The 15,402-nt window shown below is 72.1% G+C and carries 14 protein-coding genes; 8 read left to right on the forward strand and 6 right to left on the reverse strand.

Translation table 11 applies throughout. The annotated features are described in order from the left end of the window. Positions 1-85 precede the first annotated feature (85 nt). The 5 genes from OG453_RS14160 to OG453_RS14180 all read left to right on the forward strand — a co-directional run bounded on the left by OG453_RS14160 (position 86) and on the right by OG453_RS14180 (position 4,373). Positions 86-1,306 carry an NAD(P)/FAD-dependent oxidoreductase gene (locus tag OG453_RS14160; protein WP_266867926.1) on the forward strand — a complete coding sequence of 407 codons (1,221 nt, stop codon included), beginning with the start codon at positions 86-88 and terminating at the stop codon, positions 1,304-1,306. Positions 1,307-1,357: 51 nt separating this feature from the next. Beyond that, positions 1,358-1,723: an Rv2175c family DNA-binding protein gene (locus OG453_RS14165; RefSeq protein WP_266867927.1), complete on the forward strand. Its 366-nt coding sequence runs from the start codon at positions 1,358-1,360 to the stop codon at positions 1,721-1,723. Positions 1,724-1,810: 87 nt separating this feature from the next. Beyond that, entirely contained in the window at positions 1,811-2,461 is a 651-nt protein-coding gene (gene thiE, locus OG453_RS14170; protein ID WP_266867929.1) for a thiamine phosphate synthase, read from the forward strand. An 88-nt stretch (positions 2,462-2,549) separates the two neighbouring features. Next, positions 2,550-3,470: a methylenetetrahydrofolate reductase [NAD(P)H] gene (gene metF, locus OG453_RS14175; protein WP_135328946.1), complete on the forward strand. Its 921-nt coding sequence runs from the start codon at positions 2,550-2,552 to the stop codon at positions 3,468-3,470. A gap of 45 nt (positions 3,471-3,515) precedes the next feature. Next, on the forward strand, positions 3,516-4,373 hold the full coding sequence (locus OG453_RS14180) for a hypothetical protein (RefSeq protein ID WP_266867931.1): 858 nt from the start codon (positions 3,516-3,518) through the stop codon (positions 4,371-4,373). A 9-nt stretch (positions 4,374-4,382) separates the two neighbouring features. On the opposite strand, the gene OG453_RS14185 is transcribed toward OG453_RS14180, so the two are convergent. The 5 genes from OG453_RS14185 to OG453_RS14205 form a co-directional block, all read right to left on the reverse strand. Further along, on the reverse strand, positions 4,383-5,909 hold the full coding sequence (locus OG453_RS14185) for an NAD(P)/FAD-dependent oxidoreductase (protein WP_266867933.1): 1,527 nt from the start codon (positions 5,907-5,909) through the stop codon (positions 4,383-4,385). Positions 5,910-5,954: 45 nt separating this feature from the next. Further along, complete coding sequence (locus OG453_RS14190; RefSeq protein WP_266867935.1) at positions 5,955-6,569, reverse strand: DUF4126 domain-containing protein; 615 nt, start codon at positions 6,567-6,569, stop codon at positions 5,955-5,957. 389 nt (positions 6,570-6,958) lie between these two features. Then, complete coding sequence (locus OG453_RS14195; RefSeq protein ID WP_266867937.1) at positions 6,959-7,576, reverse strand: TetR/AcrR family transcriptional regulator; 618 nt, start codon at positions 7,574-7,576, stop codon at positions 6,959-6,961. A gap of 29 nt (positions 7,577-7,605) precedes the next feature. Continuing rightward, positions 7,606-9,690: a YhgE/Pip domain-containing protein gene (locus OG453_RS14200; RefSeq protein WP_266867939.1), complete on the reverse strand. Its 2,085-nt coding sequence runs from the start codon at positions 9,688-9,690 to the stop codon at positions 7,606-7,608. Next, the gene (locus tag OG453_RS14205; RefSeq protein WP_266867941.1) at positions 9,677-10,474 is read right to left on the reverse strand and encodes an ATP-binding cassette domain-containing protein; all 798 of its coding nucleotides are present in this window, start codon (positions 10,472-10,474) and stop codon (positions 9,677-9,679) included. The genes OG453_RS14200 and OG453_RS14205 overlap by 14 nt, the downstream gene beginning before the upstream one ends. Before the next feature lie 161 nt (positions 10,475-10,635). Between OG453_RS14205 and OG453_RS14210 the strand changes: the two genes are divergently transcribed. From OG453_RS14210 to OG453_RS14220, 3 genes are all read left to right on the forward strand, one after another. After that, positions 10,636-11,163 (forward strand): SAV_6107 family HEPN domain-containing protein, encoded by a 528-nt coding sequence (locus OG453_RS14210; protein ID WP_266867942.1) that lies wholly within the window; start codon positions 10,636-10,638, stop codon positions 11,161-11,163. 131 nt (positions 11,164-11,294) lie between these two features. Next, entirely contained in the window at positions 11,295-12,065 is a 771-nt protein-coding gene (locus OG453_RS14215) for a methyltransferase (RefSeq protein ID WP_266867943.1), read from the forward strand. Positions 12,066-12,339: 274 nt separating this feature from the next. Beyond that, entirely contained in the window at positions 12,340-12,753 is a 414-nt protein-coding gene (locus OG453_RS14220; protein ID WP_266867945.1) for a DUF3040 domain-containing protein, read from the forward strand. A gap of 198 nt (positions 12,754-12,951) precedes the next feature. Here OG453_RS14220 and OG453_RS14225 read toward each other — a convergent pair whose 3' ends face one another. Next, on the reverse strand, positions 12,952-15,375 hold the full coding sequence (locus OG453_RS14225) for a DUF3488 and transglutaminase-like domain-containing protein (RefSeq protein ID WP_266867947.1): 2,424 nt from the start codon (positions 15,373-15,375) through the stop codon (positions 12,952-12,954). Positions 15,376-15,402 lie beyond the last annotated feature (27 nt).

Consider the following 15,402-nt stretch of genomic DNA (forward strand, 5'->3'; position numbering starts at 1 on the left):
GTCCGGGTATGGGCGGTGACGGTGTGTCAGAGATCTCCTCGTCGCGCCCTGAAGTCGGCGTCCTGTGCCGCCCTACAGTGATCGGGTGAGCGAGCAGCAGAGGCAGGCAGAGCGCCAGGTCGTCATCGTCGGCGCGGGGATGGCCGGGGTGCAGACCGCCGTGGCCCTGCGCGATCAGGGGTTCACCGGTGCGGTCACCCTCATCGGGGCGGAACCCCATCAGCCGTACGACAGGCCGCCGCTGTCCAAGGCCGTGCTGCTCGGCAAGGCGGAGGGCTCCGCCTTCGACGTCGACTTCGAGGCGCTGGGCATCGAACTGAGCCTGGGCCACGAGGTCACGGGCGTGCGCCCCGCGGACCACGAACTGGACACCGAGCGGGGCCCGGTCCCGTACGACGTCCTCGTCATCGCCACCGGCGCCGAGCCGATCCTGCTGCCGGGCGCATCCGGAGTCCCCGGCGTGCATCTGCTGCGCACCCTGGACGACGCCGAACGGCTGCGCCCGGTGCTCGCCGAGCAGCACGACATCGTGGTCGTCGGGGCGGGCTGGATCGGCGCCGAGTTCGCCACCGCCGCGCGCGAGGCGGGCTGCGCGGTCACCGTGGTCGAGGCCGCCGAGCGGCCGCTCGCGGGGGCGCTGCCCGCCGAGGTCGCGGCGCCGATGACCGCCTGGTACGCGGACTCCGGGGCCGAACTGCGCACCCACGCGCGCGTGGAGCGCGTCGAGCCCGGCACCGTCTTCCTCGACGACGGCACCCGGCTGCCCGCCGGCGCGGTCGTCGTCGGCATCGGCGCCCGGCCCGCCACGCAGTGGCTCGCGGACTCCGGGATCGCCCTCGGCGCCCACCGGGAGGTCGTCGCCGACGATCACCTGAGGACCTCGGAACCGGACGTGTACGCGGTCGGGGACTGCTCCTCCTTCCCTTCGGGAAGGTACGGCGAGCGTCTCCTCGTCCACCACTGGGACAACGCCCTCCAGGGCCCGCGCACGGTCGCGGCCAACATCATCGGCGAGACCCCTTCGGCGTACGACCCGGTCCCGTACTTCTGGTCCGAGCAGTTCGGCCGCTTCGTCCAGTACGCGGGACACCACGGCTCCGCCGACGCACTGGTGTGGCGCGGCGACCCGGCGGGCGCGGCCTGGACGGTGTGCTGGCTGCGCGCGGGCGCCCTGGTGGCCGTCCTCGCGGTGGGGCGCCCCCGGGACCTCGCCCAGGGCCGCAAGCTGATCGAGAGCGGCGCACGGCTCGATCCGGCCAAGGCGGCGGATCCGTCGGTGCCGCTCAAGATGGCGGTCCTGGAGTAGCCGCGCCGGCCGTGCCGCCCTCTGTCAGTCGCCGGGGATACGCTTTGTCCTGTGACCGAGATTGACGCAAAGACTGATGCTCTCGTCCCCGCATGGCTCCACCTCCCCGACATCGCCGAAATGCTCGACGTCGAGGTGACGCGCGTGCGCCAGCTGGTCAAGGAGGGCCAGCTGATCGCCGTGCGCCGTGGTGAGAACCGCGCGCTCCAGGTGCCTGCCGCCTTCATCGACGAGGACAAGATCGTCAAGGGCCTGACCGGCACCTTGACGCTCCTGAGGGACGACGGCTTCTCCGACGAAGAGATGCTGGAGTGGCTCTTCACCGCCGACCCGACCCTGCCGGGCACGCCCGCGCAGGCGCTGAGCGAGAATCGCGGCACGGAGGTGAAGCGCCGCGCCCAGGCGCTCGCCGTCTGACCTGATCCGAACCGTGCGGTGTACGGGCCGCAGCGCGCTCCACGCGGCCCGTACGCCACCGCCACCGACACCCGGGGGGAACACTCCATGGCCATCACGCCTGCCCGCGAGCAGCTCGCCGACGCCCGCCTCTACCTGTGCGTGGACGCCCGCAAGCGCCAGGGAGACCTCCCGGAGTTCCTCGACGCGGTCCTCGGCGCCGGCGTCGACATCGTGCAGCTGCGCGACAAGGGCCTGGAGGCGGCCGAGGAGCTCGAGCACCTCCAGTTCTTCGCCGACGCCGCACGCCGGCACGGCAAGCTCCTCGCCGTGAACGACCGCGCGGACGTCGCGCACGCCATCGGCGCCGATGTGCTGCACCTGGGCCAGGGCGACCTGCCCGTGCCCGCGGCCCGCCGCATCCTGGGCGACGACGTCCTCATCGGCCGCTCCACGCACGCCGAGTCCGAGGCCGCAGCGGCGGCCGTCCAGGACGGCGTGGACTACTTCTGCACGGGCCCCTGCTGGCCGACCCCCACCAAGCCGGGACGGCACGCCCCCGGTCTCGACCTGGTCCGGTACACGGCGTCGCTGGGCACGGACCGCCCGTGGTTCGCGATCGGCGGCATCGACGCGGGCAATCTGGACGAGGTGCTCGAAGCGGGCGCCCGCCGCGTCGTCGTCGTCCGGGCCATCACCGAGGCCGACGATCCGGCCGCAGCGGCGGCGGACTTCGCAAAGCGGCTGCGTACGGCCTGATCGGCGTTCTTCGGCCATCCTCCGGGGAAGCTGTCCGTAAGGTGGACGGGGATTAGCCGGTGCGGCACCCCGTCGCTAACCTGCCGGTATGGCCCTAGGCACTGCTTCCACCAGGACAGATCGCGCACGAACCGTGCGCGACATGCTCGCGACCGGCAAGACCACGTACTCGTTCGAGTTCTCGGCGCCGAAGACCCCGAAGGGCGAGCGGAACCTGTGGAACGCGCTGCGCCGGGTCGAGGCGGTGGCCCCCAGCTTCGTCTCCGTGACGTACGGAGCGGGCGGCTCGACGCGTGCGGGCACGGTCAAGGAGACGGAGCAGATCGTCGCCGACTCGACGCTCACGCCTGTCGCCCACCTGACCGCGGTCGACCACTCCGTGGCCGAGCTGCGCAACATCATCGGGCAGTACGCGGACGCCGGGATCAGGAACATGCTCGCGGTCCGCGGCGACCCGCCCGGCGACCCGCTCGCCGACTGGGTCAAGCACCCCGAAGGCCTCACATACGCCGCCGAACTGGTCCAGTTGATCAAGGAGTCGGGTGACTTCTGCGTGGGCGTCGCGGCCTTCCCCGCGATGCATCCGCGGTCGGAGGACTGGGACACGGACGTCCGGCACTTCGTCGACAAGTGCCGCGCGGGCGCCGACTACGCGATCACACAGATGTTCTTCTATCCGGAGGAGTATCTGCGCCTTCGCGACCGGGTCGAGGCCGCGGGCTGTTCGACGCCGATCATCCCGGAGATCATGCCGGTGACGAACGTGCGCATGCTGGAGCGGCTGCCCCAGCTCAGCAACGCTTCTTTCCCGCCGGCGCTCAAAGAGCGCATCCTCACAGCCAAAGACGATCCGGCGGCTGTACGCTCCATTGGCATCGAGTTCGCGACGGAGTTCTGCGCGCGGTTGCTGGCCGAGGGTGTGCCGGGGCTGCACTTCATCACGCTCAACAACTCCACGGCGACGCTGGAAATCTACGAGAATCTGGGCCTGCATCACCACCAGGCCTGAAACGGCCGTACCCACGGGGCGGCGGCCGTGGGGAGAGGGGCGTACATGGGCTGGACGGTCCTCTACATCGCGTTCGGATGCGTCGCGCTGTGGCTGCTGGGCGAGGTGCTGCTGCAGTACAAGGCGCGGCTGCGCTGGCGGCTGCTCGCCTTCGGCGGCTTCCTCGGGGTGGTCGTCGGCGTCCTGATGCCGTCGGTGGTCGTCATCGGGGCCGGCGCGATCGCCTTCGCGACGGGGCAGACGTACGTGACGCTGTCGTTCCGCCGCGGCTTCTCGACCGGCTGGGCGCTCGGCGGCCAGCCCGGCATGAGCAAGCGCCGCAAGACCTCGCCACGGGCCGCCGCCCAGGACCCGACGCTCCAGGTCTCCGACCTCGCGTACGAGCAGCCCGAGCCGCCCGCGCACGCGCCCGGCGAGGGGGTCTACGCACCGGAGCCCATGCCGGACGACACCGGGCAGTACGGCGTGTACAGCGACGCCGCGTACGCACAGGAGCAGCCCGCCCAGGACAGCAGCTACGGCTACGACACGTACGCCACGGCGGGCTACGACCCGCAGCAGCCCTACGCCTACGGGGAGACCGGACAGCAGCAGTACGCCGCGTACTCCGACCCGTACATCGGGACGCAGACCTACGGCGGCCAGCAGAGCTACGACACCTACGGCGACCAGCAGCCGTACCCGCCCTATCCCGCCGCCGATCCGTACGGCAATGGCAACGGCGGCGGTGGCTACAGCGAGACGCCGCCCGGCGGGGTCTGGGTGCCCCAGCAGCGCGGCGTCGACGACCCTTACGGGGCGTACGGGGGCGAGCTGCCGCCCGAGCAGCCGTATCCGAACCAGGGCGACCATGCCCAGGGGCACGGGTACGACGCGGGCTACAACGAGCAGTACCGCTACTGACCCCGGGGCTCACTGCGAGCCGCGGAACTCCGGTCCCTCCACGATCAGCCCGGCGACCAGCGTGCCCGACATGCCGGCGTGCGGAAGCCCGCCGCCCGGGTGCGACCAGCCGCCGACCGCGAAGAGCCCCGGCACGCGCGTGCTGTTGGCCGGGTGAAGCAGCCGGCCTTCGCCCGCCGCGAGGGACGGGGGCGGGACCGCGCCGCCTTCGGCGCCGGTGGCCTCCGCGATGTCGGCCGGGGTGCGGACCTCGTGCCACAGCAGCCTCTCCCGCAGCCCTGGCACGGCCGTCTCGGCGCGGGTCAGCAGCCGGTCCACGTCCGCCTCGGTGATCTCCGTGTGCGCGGGGACGGTGACCGTGAGGGTGACCGCCTCGTGCCCGGCGTCGGGCGTGAGCGACGGGTCGTCGGGGCGCAGCACCGTGACGGTCGGCGTGGCGGGCAGCCCCGGGCGGTCCCCGAAGAGCCGGTCGAGCTCGTCCTGCCGGTCGGGGGTGTGCAGCACGGTCCGGTGCGGCGTCCCCGCGGGCCGCGCTCCGCGCAGCGCGAGGAGCACCGTGAGGCGGCTGGGCAGTCCGGACCTGGCCGGCACCTCACCCTCCGCTCGTATGTTCACACCGGATGCCCCGGACATGCCGGATACACCGGACAGCAGGCCGTCCAGTACGCCGGGCGCGACACCGGCGACCACGAAGTCCGCCCCGTGCGCCGTCCCGTCCGCGAGCTCCACGCCCGCCGCGCGGCCGTCCTTCTCGACGATCCGGGTCACCGCGGAGTCGAACGCGAACTCGACCCTGCGGGCCAGGCACCGCTCGTACACGGCTTGGGCGAGGGCGCGCATCCCGCCGCGCACGGACCACGCGCCGAAGGTGTGCTCCAGGTAGGGCAGGACGGCCGCGCTCGCCGGGGCCGTCCGCGGATCGAGGCCGTACGCGAGGGCGTACTGCTCGAGCAGCGCGCGCAGCCGGGCGTCCCCGCCCAGTTCGAGCTCGGCGACCTCGGTGAGGGTGGCCGCGCGGCGCTCGCGGCGCAGGAGGCGCTTGTGCGGCAGCGAGGGGTAGGGCTCGCGGTCGGCCAGCACCTGCCAGTTCGGCCAGAGCGGCTCTTCCAGGAGGGGGCGGCGGGTGCGGTCCCAGGCCTCACGGGCGCGGTTCATGAACGCCGACCAACGGACGCCCGCGCCGCCGCCGAGCGCCGTGTCGAGGGCCTCGCCGACGCCCGCGCGGGACGCGTTCGGCAGATCGGCCGTGGTGCCGTCCGCGAAGATGTGCCGGACCGCGGGCTCCACCTGGGACAGCTCGACGACCTTCTCCAGCGGCTCCTTGCCCGTCTTCACGAACAAGTCGCGGTAGACGGCGGGGAGATGGAGCAGGCCCGGGCCCGTGTCGAAAGCGAAGCCGTCCCGCTCCACGCGGCCGAGCGCGCCGCCGTACGTCCCCGACCGCTCGTGCACCACCACCCGGTGGCCCGCGACGGCCAGCCGGGCGGCCGCCGCCATCGCGCCCATCCCGGCGCCGATCACCACAATCCGTGCCATGCGAAAAACCCTATCGGCCACCACTGACAGTCACGCCGGGAGCCCTCAGTCCGGCGGCCGGCCCAGTCGCGCCGCGATCCGCTTCTCCTCGCGCCGCTGGGCCCTGCGCCGCAGGAACCGCCGGATCCGCGAGATCAGGAAGACCAGTATCAGCAGCCCGAGGAGCAGCAGCACCGCCGCGATGATCGCCGCGGCCTCCGGGTAGAACATCGCGAAGCTGATGATCCCGCCGACCCCGAGATCCTCCGCCGTGCTCACGATGATGTTGCTGAACGGCTCGGGGGAGCTGTTGATCGCCATCCGCGTCCCGGCCTTGACGCAGTGACTGGCCAGCGCCGTCGACCCGCCCACCGCCCCGGCAGCCAGATCCGGCAGCGAGCCGCTCTGCCCCGCGAGCAGTGCCCCGACCACGGCGCCGGACACCGGCCGGATCACGGTGTGCACGGAGTCCCATATCGAGTCGACGTACGGGATCTTGTCGGCGACGGCCTCGCAGGCGAACAGCACCCCGGCGACGACGAGCACATCGGTTCGCTGCAGTGACTCGGGCACCTCGTCGGTGACCCCGGTCGCGCCGAAGACACCGAGCAGCAGGACCACGGCGTACGCGTTGATCCCGCTCGCCCAGCCACTGGTGAACACCAGGGGGAGTACGGACACGGACGCGATCGTAACCAGTGGCGTTCCCCCGGGCGTGGGGTTGAGCACCCAGGCCTGAGTATCCGTACCTAGTGAGGGAGATGAGTATGTACGCGGATGGGTCCCGACCTGCGATGACGGAAGAGTGAGGGGCACGGAGAAGGGCGCGGCGCCGGTACCGCCGACACGGGGCGGCGGAACCGCGCAGCGCCCTTGGCCGCTCCTCCCACCCCACCGAAGGTGGGAGCGAGACACGGGGGTGACTCGGGGGACCGGGGGACTCGGGGATGACCGCCCGGGGCCGAACGGGGGTTTCGGGGGAACGAGAAGCGCCGGTGCGGCGCCGCCTGGAGATCAGGTGGCACCGGACCGGCGCTCTTCTGTGTGCTGCCCGGCCTTCTGTGTGCCGCTCAGCGGCCTCCGCTCACCCGGCCCTGCAGCAGCCGTGAGAGCGCCGAGTGCACGTCGTCGAGCGAGCGTTCCGGCTGGAAGGCCTGCCAGTCGAGCGCCGCGACGAGGACCATCCCGACGAGCGCGGCGGCCGTCAGGGGGATGTCGATCTCCTCGCTGAGCTCGCCGTTCTCGACGCCTCCGCGCAGCACGTCCTCGACCACGGCGACCGCCTGCTGCCTGACCACCATCAGCGTGGACTGCCAGGCCCGGTTGGTGCGCCACAGCTCGGCGACGTACAGCTGGGTGAAGGCCGGATAGCGGTCGATGAAGACCAGGCCGGCCCGGATCATCGCGTCCAGGGCGTCGACCTTGCTGCCGCCGCTCGCGTCGGCCTTCTCGGCCGCCTCCTTCAGGGAGGCGGTGAGCAGGCCGACGCCGTGTCGAAGGAGCTCTTCGAAGAGGACCGATTTGCTCGCGAAGTTGTAGTAGACCGTGCCCTTCGCCACCCCGGCCCGCTCGGCGATCTCGTCGACCGTCGTGGCCGAGAAGCCCTGCTCGGCGATGAGCGTGACGGCCGCCTCGTAGAGCTTCTGCCGGGTGGCCTCGCGCCGGGTGCTGGTTGCGCTGCTGTCCATGGGCCCGATTCTCACAGGTCTTGCGGTGCTCACAGGCTCAGCTCCGGGTGCAGTCGGTCCAGCGTCCACACCTGCTTGCGGCGCGCGGAGAGCGCGGTGAGCGCGAGGGCGCCCAGGGTGAAGGCCGTGAGCACCGCGCACGCCTGCCAGACGGGGCCGAGTCCGCCGCCCGTGATGAGCCTCCGTAGAGCGTCGACGACGTAACTCATCGGCAGGAAGGGGTGGATCGCGCCGAAGAAGGACGGGCTGGTCTGGACGGGGTACGTGCCGCCCGCCGAGGTCAGCTGCAGCATCAGGACCGCCAGGACGAGGATCCGCCCGGCCGCTCCGAAGCGCGCGTTGAGCCACTGCACGATCGCCGCGAAGCAGCACGTCACCAGGCAGAGGAAGCCCACGGTCCCGGCCGCCCGCGCCATCTGCAGGCCGAGGCCCCAGTGCAGGACCGACATCAGGGCGGCCGTCTGCAGCACGCCCAGGGCGGCGACCGGCAGCCAGCCCGCGAACGCGATCCGCCAGGCGGACGCGCCCGCGGCGAGCGCGCGCCGGTTCAGCGGCTGGATCAGCATGTACGCCACCATCGCGCCGACCCACAGGGAGAGCGGGATGAAGTACGGGGCGAAACCGGTGCCGTAGTTGGGCGCCTTGTGCATCGACTGGGAGGCGAGCTGCACGGGGTCGGCCATCACGTCGGTGCGCTGGTCGCGGTCCTTCTTGTCGTAGTCGGGGATCTGCTCGACGCCGTCGTGCAGTCCGCTCGCCAGCTTCCCGGAGCCGTCGGCCAGCTTGAACAGGCCGCCCTCCAGGTCGTTCGCGCCCGTCTTGAGCTTGCCGACGCCCTCGTCGAGGTCGACGGAGCCGGTCTTGGCGGTGCCGAGGCCCGTGTGCAGCTTCTTGGCGCCCTTGGCGACCTTCCCCGCGCCCTTGTTGAGGTCGTTGATCTGGGTGACCGCGGTCTCCAGGTCCTCGTCGAGGTGCGGTGCGCGGTCGGCCAGTGCCTGCGACTTCTTCTGCAGCGTGGCGAGGTGCTTGTCGAGCGCCTTGACGTCGCTGTTCTGGTCCTTGATCAAGGTGTTCATGTCGTCCGCGATGGTCGACACGTTCTCCGCGGACTTCTTGGCCTCCTTGAGCTTCGGGCAGGAGGGGGCGGGAAGAGGGGCTTCCTCGCACTGCTCCGTGTAGAGGTCGCCGATGACCTTGGAGCCGTCAGCCGCCCCCTTGGCCGCCCCGGGCGCGAGCTTGACCCAGGTGTCCAGGTTGTGGCGCATCGCCTTGGAGGAGTCGGCGACGAGCTGCGCCGTGTCCCCGATGGTCTTGCCGTTGTCCTTCAGGAAGGGCCGCACCTGGTCCGCGGTGCCGTTGACCTTGTCGGCCAGCTTCTGGGTGCCGTCCGAGACCTTCTTCGAGCCGTCCTTCAGCTCGCCCGCGCCCTTGTGGAGCTTCTTGATGCCGCCGGCCAGATCGCCGCTGCCGTCCTTGGCGTCCTTCAGGCCCTTCGCGAGGTCCTTCGAACCCTTCTTCGCCTTGCCGATGCCGCCGTCGAGCTTGTCGGCGCCCTTGGCGGCCTTCTCGGTCGCCCCGTGGATGTCCGAGAACGAGATGAAGATCTTGTCGAGGAAGGAGCGGGATGTCTTCGTGGAGGCCGCCGTACGCACCTCGGAGAAGACCGTCCGCGAGATCTGCCCGACGATGTAGTTGTTGGCGTCGTTCGTCCTGACCTGCAGGGCACCCGTCTCCGGGGAGTCGCCCGAACTCGACGCGATGCGCTTGCTGAAGTCCGACGGCATCGTCAGGGACAGGTAGTACGTCCCGTCCTCGACGCCGTCGCGCGCCTCGGCGGCGCTCACCTCGTGCCAGTCGAACGTCTTGCTGTCCCGCAGCCCGTCGACGATGCCGTCGCCCGCCGCGAGCTTCTTGCCCCCGGCGGTGGCCCCCTTGTCGTCGTTGACGAGCGCGACGGGTATCCGGTCGAGACGGCCGTACGGGTCCCAGAAGGAACACAGGTACAGGGCGCCGTACAGCAGGGGCAGCAGCAGGAGGGCGACGAGCGCCGCTCGGGGCAGCTTCCCCCTGCCGAAGCGCCGGAGCTCGAGCGAGGCCAGCTTAGGCGCGCGCATCGGCCGCCTCCTTGTCGTCGGTCTCGGTGCCTTCGGATGCGGCCTCGGCTTCGGGCTCGGCGTCGGCGTCGGCGGGACGCTCGGTGGACACGACGACCGCGTCATCGGGTGCCTCGCTGCACACCGCGACGACCGTGGTGCCGCGCTCGGCGATCGACCTCAACAGGGCCCAGGCCGCCACCCGTTCGGCGTCCGAGAGCTTGAGGTCGATGTCGTCGACGCCGAGCAGCCGCGGCCGCCCGATCAGCGCGAGGGCCATGGAGAGCCGCAGCGCCTCCAGGCGTTCCAGATCGCGTACGGAGGTGCGCCGGCCCTTGGGCAGCGACTCCATGTCGAGTCCCGCCGCGGTCAGGGCCGTGTCGATCCGCAGCCGTGCCTCGGTCGCCCGCTCGGCCCGCGGCTTCAGCAGATCCCGCAGCGATCCGCCGAACCGCCGCTGCAGCAGCGCCCGTTCGTGCAGATGCTCGGCGACGGTCAGTGCCGGGTCGAGATCCGTGACGCCGGGCACGGGTCCGAGCGCGCTGATCCGGCGCACCGCCGCGAGCTGCTTGGGCAGCCGGAAGCCGCCCACTGAGGCATCGCCCTCGGTCGGGCGCATACGTCCGGTGAGTGCGAGGAGGAGACAGGTGTGGCCCGACCCCGATGGCCCCTCGACCGCGATCAGTGCCCCCGGCTCCGCGTCGACATCGACCCCGCGGAACGCCCAGCCCCGCGGCCCCTTCAGGCCGAAGCCCTTGGCTGTGACAGCGGCTCCCCGCCGACCGTCGTCCGTCGGACCGTCCACGGTCCCCCCTCGCACCCTCTTTTGAACTGACTGGTCAGTGCAAAAACTAGCGCGAAGCCGCGATCGAGGCAAAGTCGCAGGTCAGAGTCGATTGTCAGTGGCGTACTTCACGATGGGCACATACGGCCACTGCGCCGTCACGCGACGACAGGAGGTTCGTCATGGCCAGCACTTCCGCAGCAGCCGCACGTCGGCACCGCCCCGTCGGCCCTGCCCCCTCACTGACCGGCCCCGCGAGCGACGTCCACCCCGTCCTGCGCCGGGCCACGGCCCCGCCCGCCGCACTCGAACTGCTCGCCCAGGCCCGCGCCGGACTCGACGAGGCGGCGCACCTGGAGACCTCGAACGAGCGCTATGCCACCGCCCACCTCGCCGCCCTGCGCACCGCGGCCGCCGTCCTCGCCGCCCGTGGCCGCCCCGAGACGACACCGCGCCGCAGGCAGCGGATCCGCAGCGCCTGGGAAGTGCTCCCGGAGATAGCGCCCGAACTGACGGAGTGGAGCGCCCTGTTCGCATCGGGCGCCGCGCGCAGGGCCCGCGCCGAGGCGGGCATACAGGGCGCGGCGACCACCCGCGACGCCGACGACCTGATGCGTGACACCGCGATGTTCCTGCGCCTGGTCGAGCGGATGCTGGTGCTGCAGCCCGTGCTGCCCCAGCCCAGGCAGGAGCCGCCGGACGCCGGGTGACGGGGCAGTCGGCCGAAGGCAATAGGGTGGGAACGCCCGCACCCTCCTCCGCCGCTCATCGGCCGAGAGGAGGGAACCCCCCCTAGCTCCGCCGCGGACCACGCGGTGGACGCGCCGAGGAGTCAACTGCCGTGTCGGACCCGATGCGCCCCCGCGCTTCTCTCCGTACCGCCGTGGTCTGGGATGTCCTCAAGGACGCTCTCGACCGCCGGGTCAAGGCCACGGGCCGCGAGTCGCTCGATGTGCTCGACACCGGGGGCGGCAGTGGCAACTTCGCCGTGCCCGTCGCCCGCCTCGGCCACACCGTCACCGTCGTCGACCCCAGCCCGAACGCGCTCTTCGCCCTCGAGCGCCGGGCCGCCGAGGCCGGCGTCGCCGACCGCGTGCGCGGCGTCCAGGGCGACGTACACGGCCTGTTCGACGTCGTGGAGCGCAGCGGGTACGACGCCGTGCTGTGCCACGGCGTCCTGGAGTACGTGGACGACCCCGCCGAGGGCGTACGCAACGCCGTCGGCGCCCTGCGCCCCTCCGGCACCCTCAGCCTGCTCGCCGCGGGCCTCGGCGGGGCCGTGCTCGCCAGGGCGCTCGCCGGGCACTTCACCGAGGCCAGGCAGGCACTCGGCGACCCCGCGGGCCGCTGGGGCGACGGCGACCCCGTGCCCCGGCGGTTCACCGCCGAGCAGCTCACCGGGCTGGTCGAGGCGGCAGGTGTGCGGGTCGGCGCGGTGCATGGCGTGCGGGTCTTCGCCGACCTCGTCCCCGGCGTCCTGGTGGACACCGAGCCCGGCGCCCTGGAGGCCCTGCTCAAGCTGGAGGCGGCCGCCGCGGAGCTCGCCGCCTTCCACGCCGTGGCCACCCAGCTGCATGTGCTCGGTGAGACCGGGGATGCCGACGAGGCCTGATGTTCGCCCTGGCCGCCGCGCTGATCAGGGGCGCAGCGGCACATGGAGTACGGCACACACCCTCCGAACGGGCTACGGGCGCCGTATGATCGAGGCAGACCGTCCGGCATGCCGGACCGGCAGCTGGGGAATGCACGCTTCAGCGAGCCGGAGCGGCAGGGCGGTCCGGTTTGGCGAAGTTGGCGCAGAGGGGCGGGTTTCACGGGGGCGATTCCCTGCCTATCCTGAAGGGGACCCCCGGTCGCCCCGGCGACTGCACGATGAGGAGGACTCCGTGCCGCTCTCGGAGCACGAGCAGCGCATGCTCGAGCAGATGGAGCGAGCGCTGTACGCCGAAGATCCCAAGTTCGCGACAGCGCTCGAGGGAAGCGGGCTGCGTACGTACACCCGGCGACGGGTCTACCAAGCGGTCGCGGGCTTCCTTGTGGGTATCGCCCTTCTCATGGCCGGAATGGTCGCCCAGCTGATCTGGGTCAGCGTGGTGGGATTCCTCGTCATGCTGGGATGTGCGGTGCTCGCGGTCACTGGATGGCGCAAAGCACCCAAGCCTGGCGAACAGCCCGCAGCCGGTGCTGCCACGGCGCCGGGCGGCGCTCCCGCCCGTCGGCAGACCAGGCAACGCCGGTCGGTGATGGACCGGATCGAGCAGCGGTGGCAGCGTCGCCGCGACGAGCAACAGGGGCAATGAACTTCTGGGCTTAGCCCAGCCGATCTCTCCGTAGCTGATCTTTCCGTCAGCCGTCGGCCTCATTCGTGGGGCTGACGGCTGACGTGTTTCCGGAGCCTTGCGGGCCATGAGCCCGAGCGAGCCTCATGTCATGTGTAAGGGGTGACCGCCCTGGGCGGTCACCCCTTACACATCGCTCAAGCGCCCCCGCAGGGGCCCTCAGCCCTCCTGCTGGGACGGCCGTGACGGCCTGCGCAGCGCGGCCCAGCGCTTGGCCACCCGCTCGGCCCACCGGGTCCTGACCGTCGCCCAGCGCTCGGAGACGGCCCACACCACCCGGGCGGCCGAACGCGGCGCGAGCGTCGCCCGCAGCCGGGCCGGGCGGCTCGACGTGGCCCGCAGCCCGTCCCGTACGCGATGGACGTCGTCGGCCAGGCCGGCCGTCGGCTGGGGCCGCGGCGCGTAGAGAACCTGCTCGACCGCCGCCGCGAGGCGATGGACGGACTCCGCGGGCGCCGCGCCCAGCTGTCCGACGCGGACGATCCGGGCCGCCGCCTTGCGCGGGGTCTGCGACTCGTCCGGCGTGATGCCGTGGTCCCAGGCCGTGTCGGTCACTTCGAGCCAGGCGGCAAGCGTCCGCGCGGACGCCTCCTCGGCAGTCCGGCCCGGCGACCCCAGGCGCACCGCCCGGATCCGCTTGCGCCACAGCATCGGAAGCAGCGGCACCGCGACGGCCACCAGCGCCCCCAGCGTCACAGCAAGGATCATGCCGAGCGGTGGCCCGTCGCCGCCCGAACCGCCCGCGATCGCCGGCGCCGTGCTCGCGCAGCCGCCCTGCTTCTGCTGGTCGGCCGGGCAGCTCGCGGACGCCGAGGGCTCACTGGACGGCGCGGTGGACTGCGTCGGCTCCGGCGCCGCGGGGTCGCTCGCATCGTCGGACGGGGTGTCCGAGCGGGTGTAGTCCGGCACCGTGCCACGGTTCGGCGTCGGCTCGAAGCGGGTCCAGCCCACGCCCTCGAAGTACAGCTCGGGCCAGGCGTGCGCGTCCCGCAGGCCGACCGACATCGATCCGTCGGCCTGGGCCGCGCCGGGCGTGAAGCCCACCGCGACGCGCGCCGGGATGCCCAGCGTCCGCGCCATCGACGCCATGGCGAACGAGAAGTGGACGCAGAAGCCCTCCTTCTGCTCCAGGAAGCGGGCGATCGCCGCCGGGCCGCTGCCCGCACGCACCTGCGTGTTGTAGGTGAAGCCGCCCTCCGACGCGAAGTAGTCCTGGAGCTTGACCGCCTTCTCGTAGTCGTTCGACGCACCCTGGGTGATCTTGCGCGCCTCCGTCGACACCACCGGGGGCAGCGAGTCGGGCACCTTGGTGAACTCGCGCCGCAGGGCCTCGGGCGCCTCGGGCGCGTCGGCGAGCTGCGCGGCCGTCGGGTTCACGACCAGGCTCTTGACCTCGTACTGCGCACCACGCGTCGTCTGCCCGCGGTCACCGACGAGGGCGCGCCCCACCGGCTCGTACCGCCAGCGGCCGCTGATGTCGACCTCGCTCGCCGGGTAGGGCATCGGCAGCCAGTTCTGCGCGTAGCTGTCGGCGGCCGAGATGTTGGTCTGGATCTCCGTCCTCGGCACGTCGGGGGAGAGCCCCGGCGGATCGTCGAGCCGCGACGGCACGTCCTGGATGCGCCGGACGGTGGTCTTCCACGTCGTCCCGTCGAACTGGTCGAGCGAGACGATCCGCAGATAGAGGTTCTCGGTCGACTCGGCGTTCGTCTTGTACGAGATGACCTCGCGGTCGTCCGGCTCGTTCAGGCTGTCCTGGAGCGCGACCAGCGGATTCACCGCGGAGATCGTGCCGCCACCGCCGGAACCCGAGCCGCCGGGGCCGCCGGAGCCGTCGAGAAGACCGCCGTCCAGTGCGGGCAGGCCGATCGGCACCACCAGGGCGATGCCCAGCGCGACCGCGCCGATGCGCCGCCCGGTGCGGATCGGGGCGACCGCACCGGTGTCGCTCTCCAGGCCCCCCGAGATCCGGCCGGGACCGCGCGCCGCGCCCCCGAAGACGCGCCCCCACTGGGAGAGCCGGTCCCGGCCCTCCGCGAGGAGCAGCAGCAGATATCCGGCGGCCGCGAGCAGGAACCACAGCCATCCCGCGCCGTCTCCGGAGAGGCCCGCCGCGACCGAGTACAGCGCGAGCAGCGGAAGCCCCGCGGGCGCCGCCGTACGGAAGGTCACCGCGAGGGCGTCCACCGCGAGGCCGATCACCAGGACGCCGCCGACCAGCATCAGCCGGATGCCGTCGCTGAGCGGAGCGGGGATCGCGTACTGCCCGACGTCGTCGCCGCCCGCCTGCAGCAGCAGACCGAACTCCCGGAACACGTCGGGCCCGGGAAGCACCCCGGCGATCGCCTGCTCGCGGGCGAACACCAGGGTCAGCAGGAGCAGTGTCACCAGGGCCTGCACCGCGACCGTGACCGGCCGGGCCAGCGGCACCCGCCGGGTGAGCGCGCCCACGCCGCTCTGCAGCGCGAGCAGGATCGCCGCCTGGACGAACCACGTCGCCGGATCGACGAGCGGAATCAGCGCCCCCGACGCCATCAGCGTGGCCGCCGTGGCACTGAGCGCCAGTCGTGCGCGCCCACTCATGAGCGTCCCCCCGTTGTCGTACGTGTG

The sequence above is a fragment of the Streptomyces sp. NBC_01381 genome (assembly GCF_026340305.1).
Taxonomy (GTDB): Bacteria; Actinomycetota; Actinomycetes; order Streptomycetales; family Streptomycetaceae; genus Streptomyces.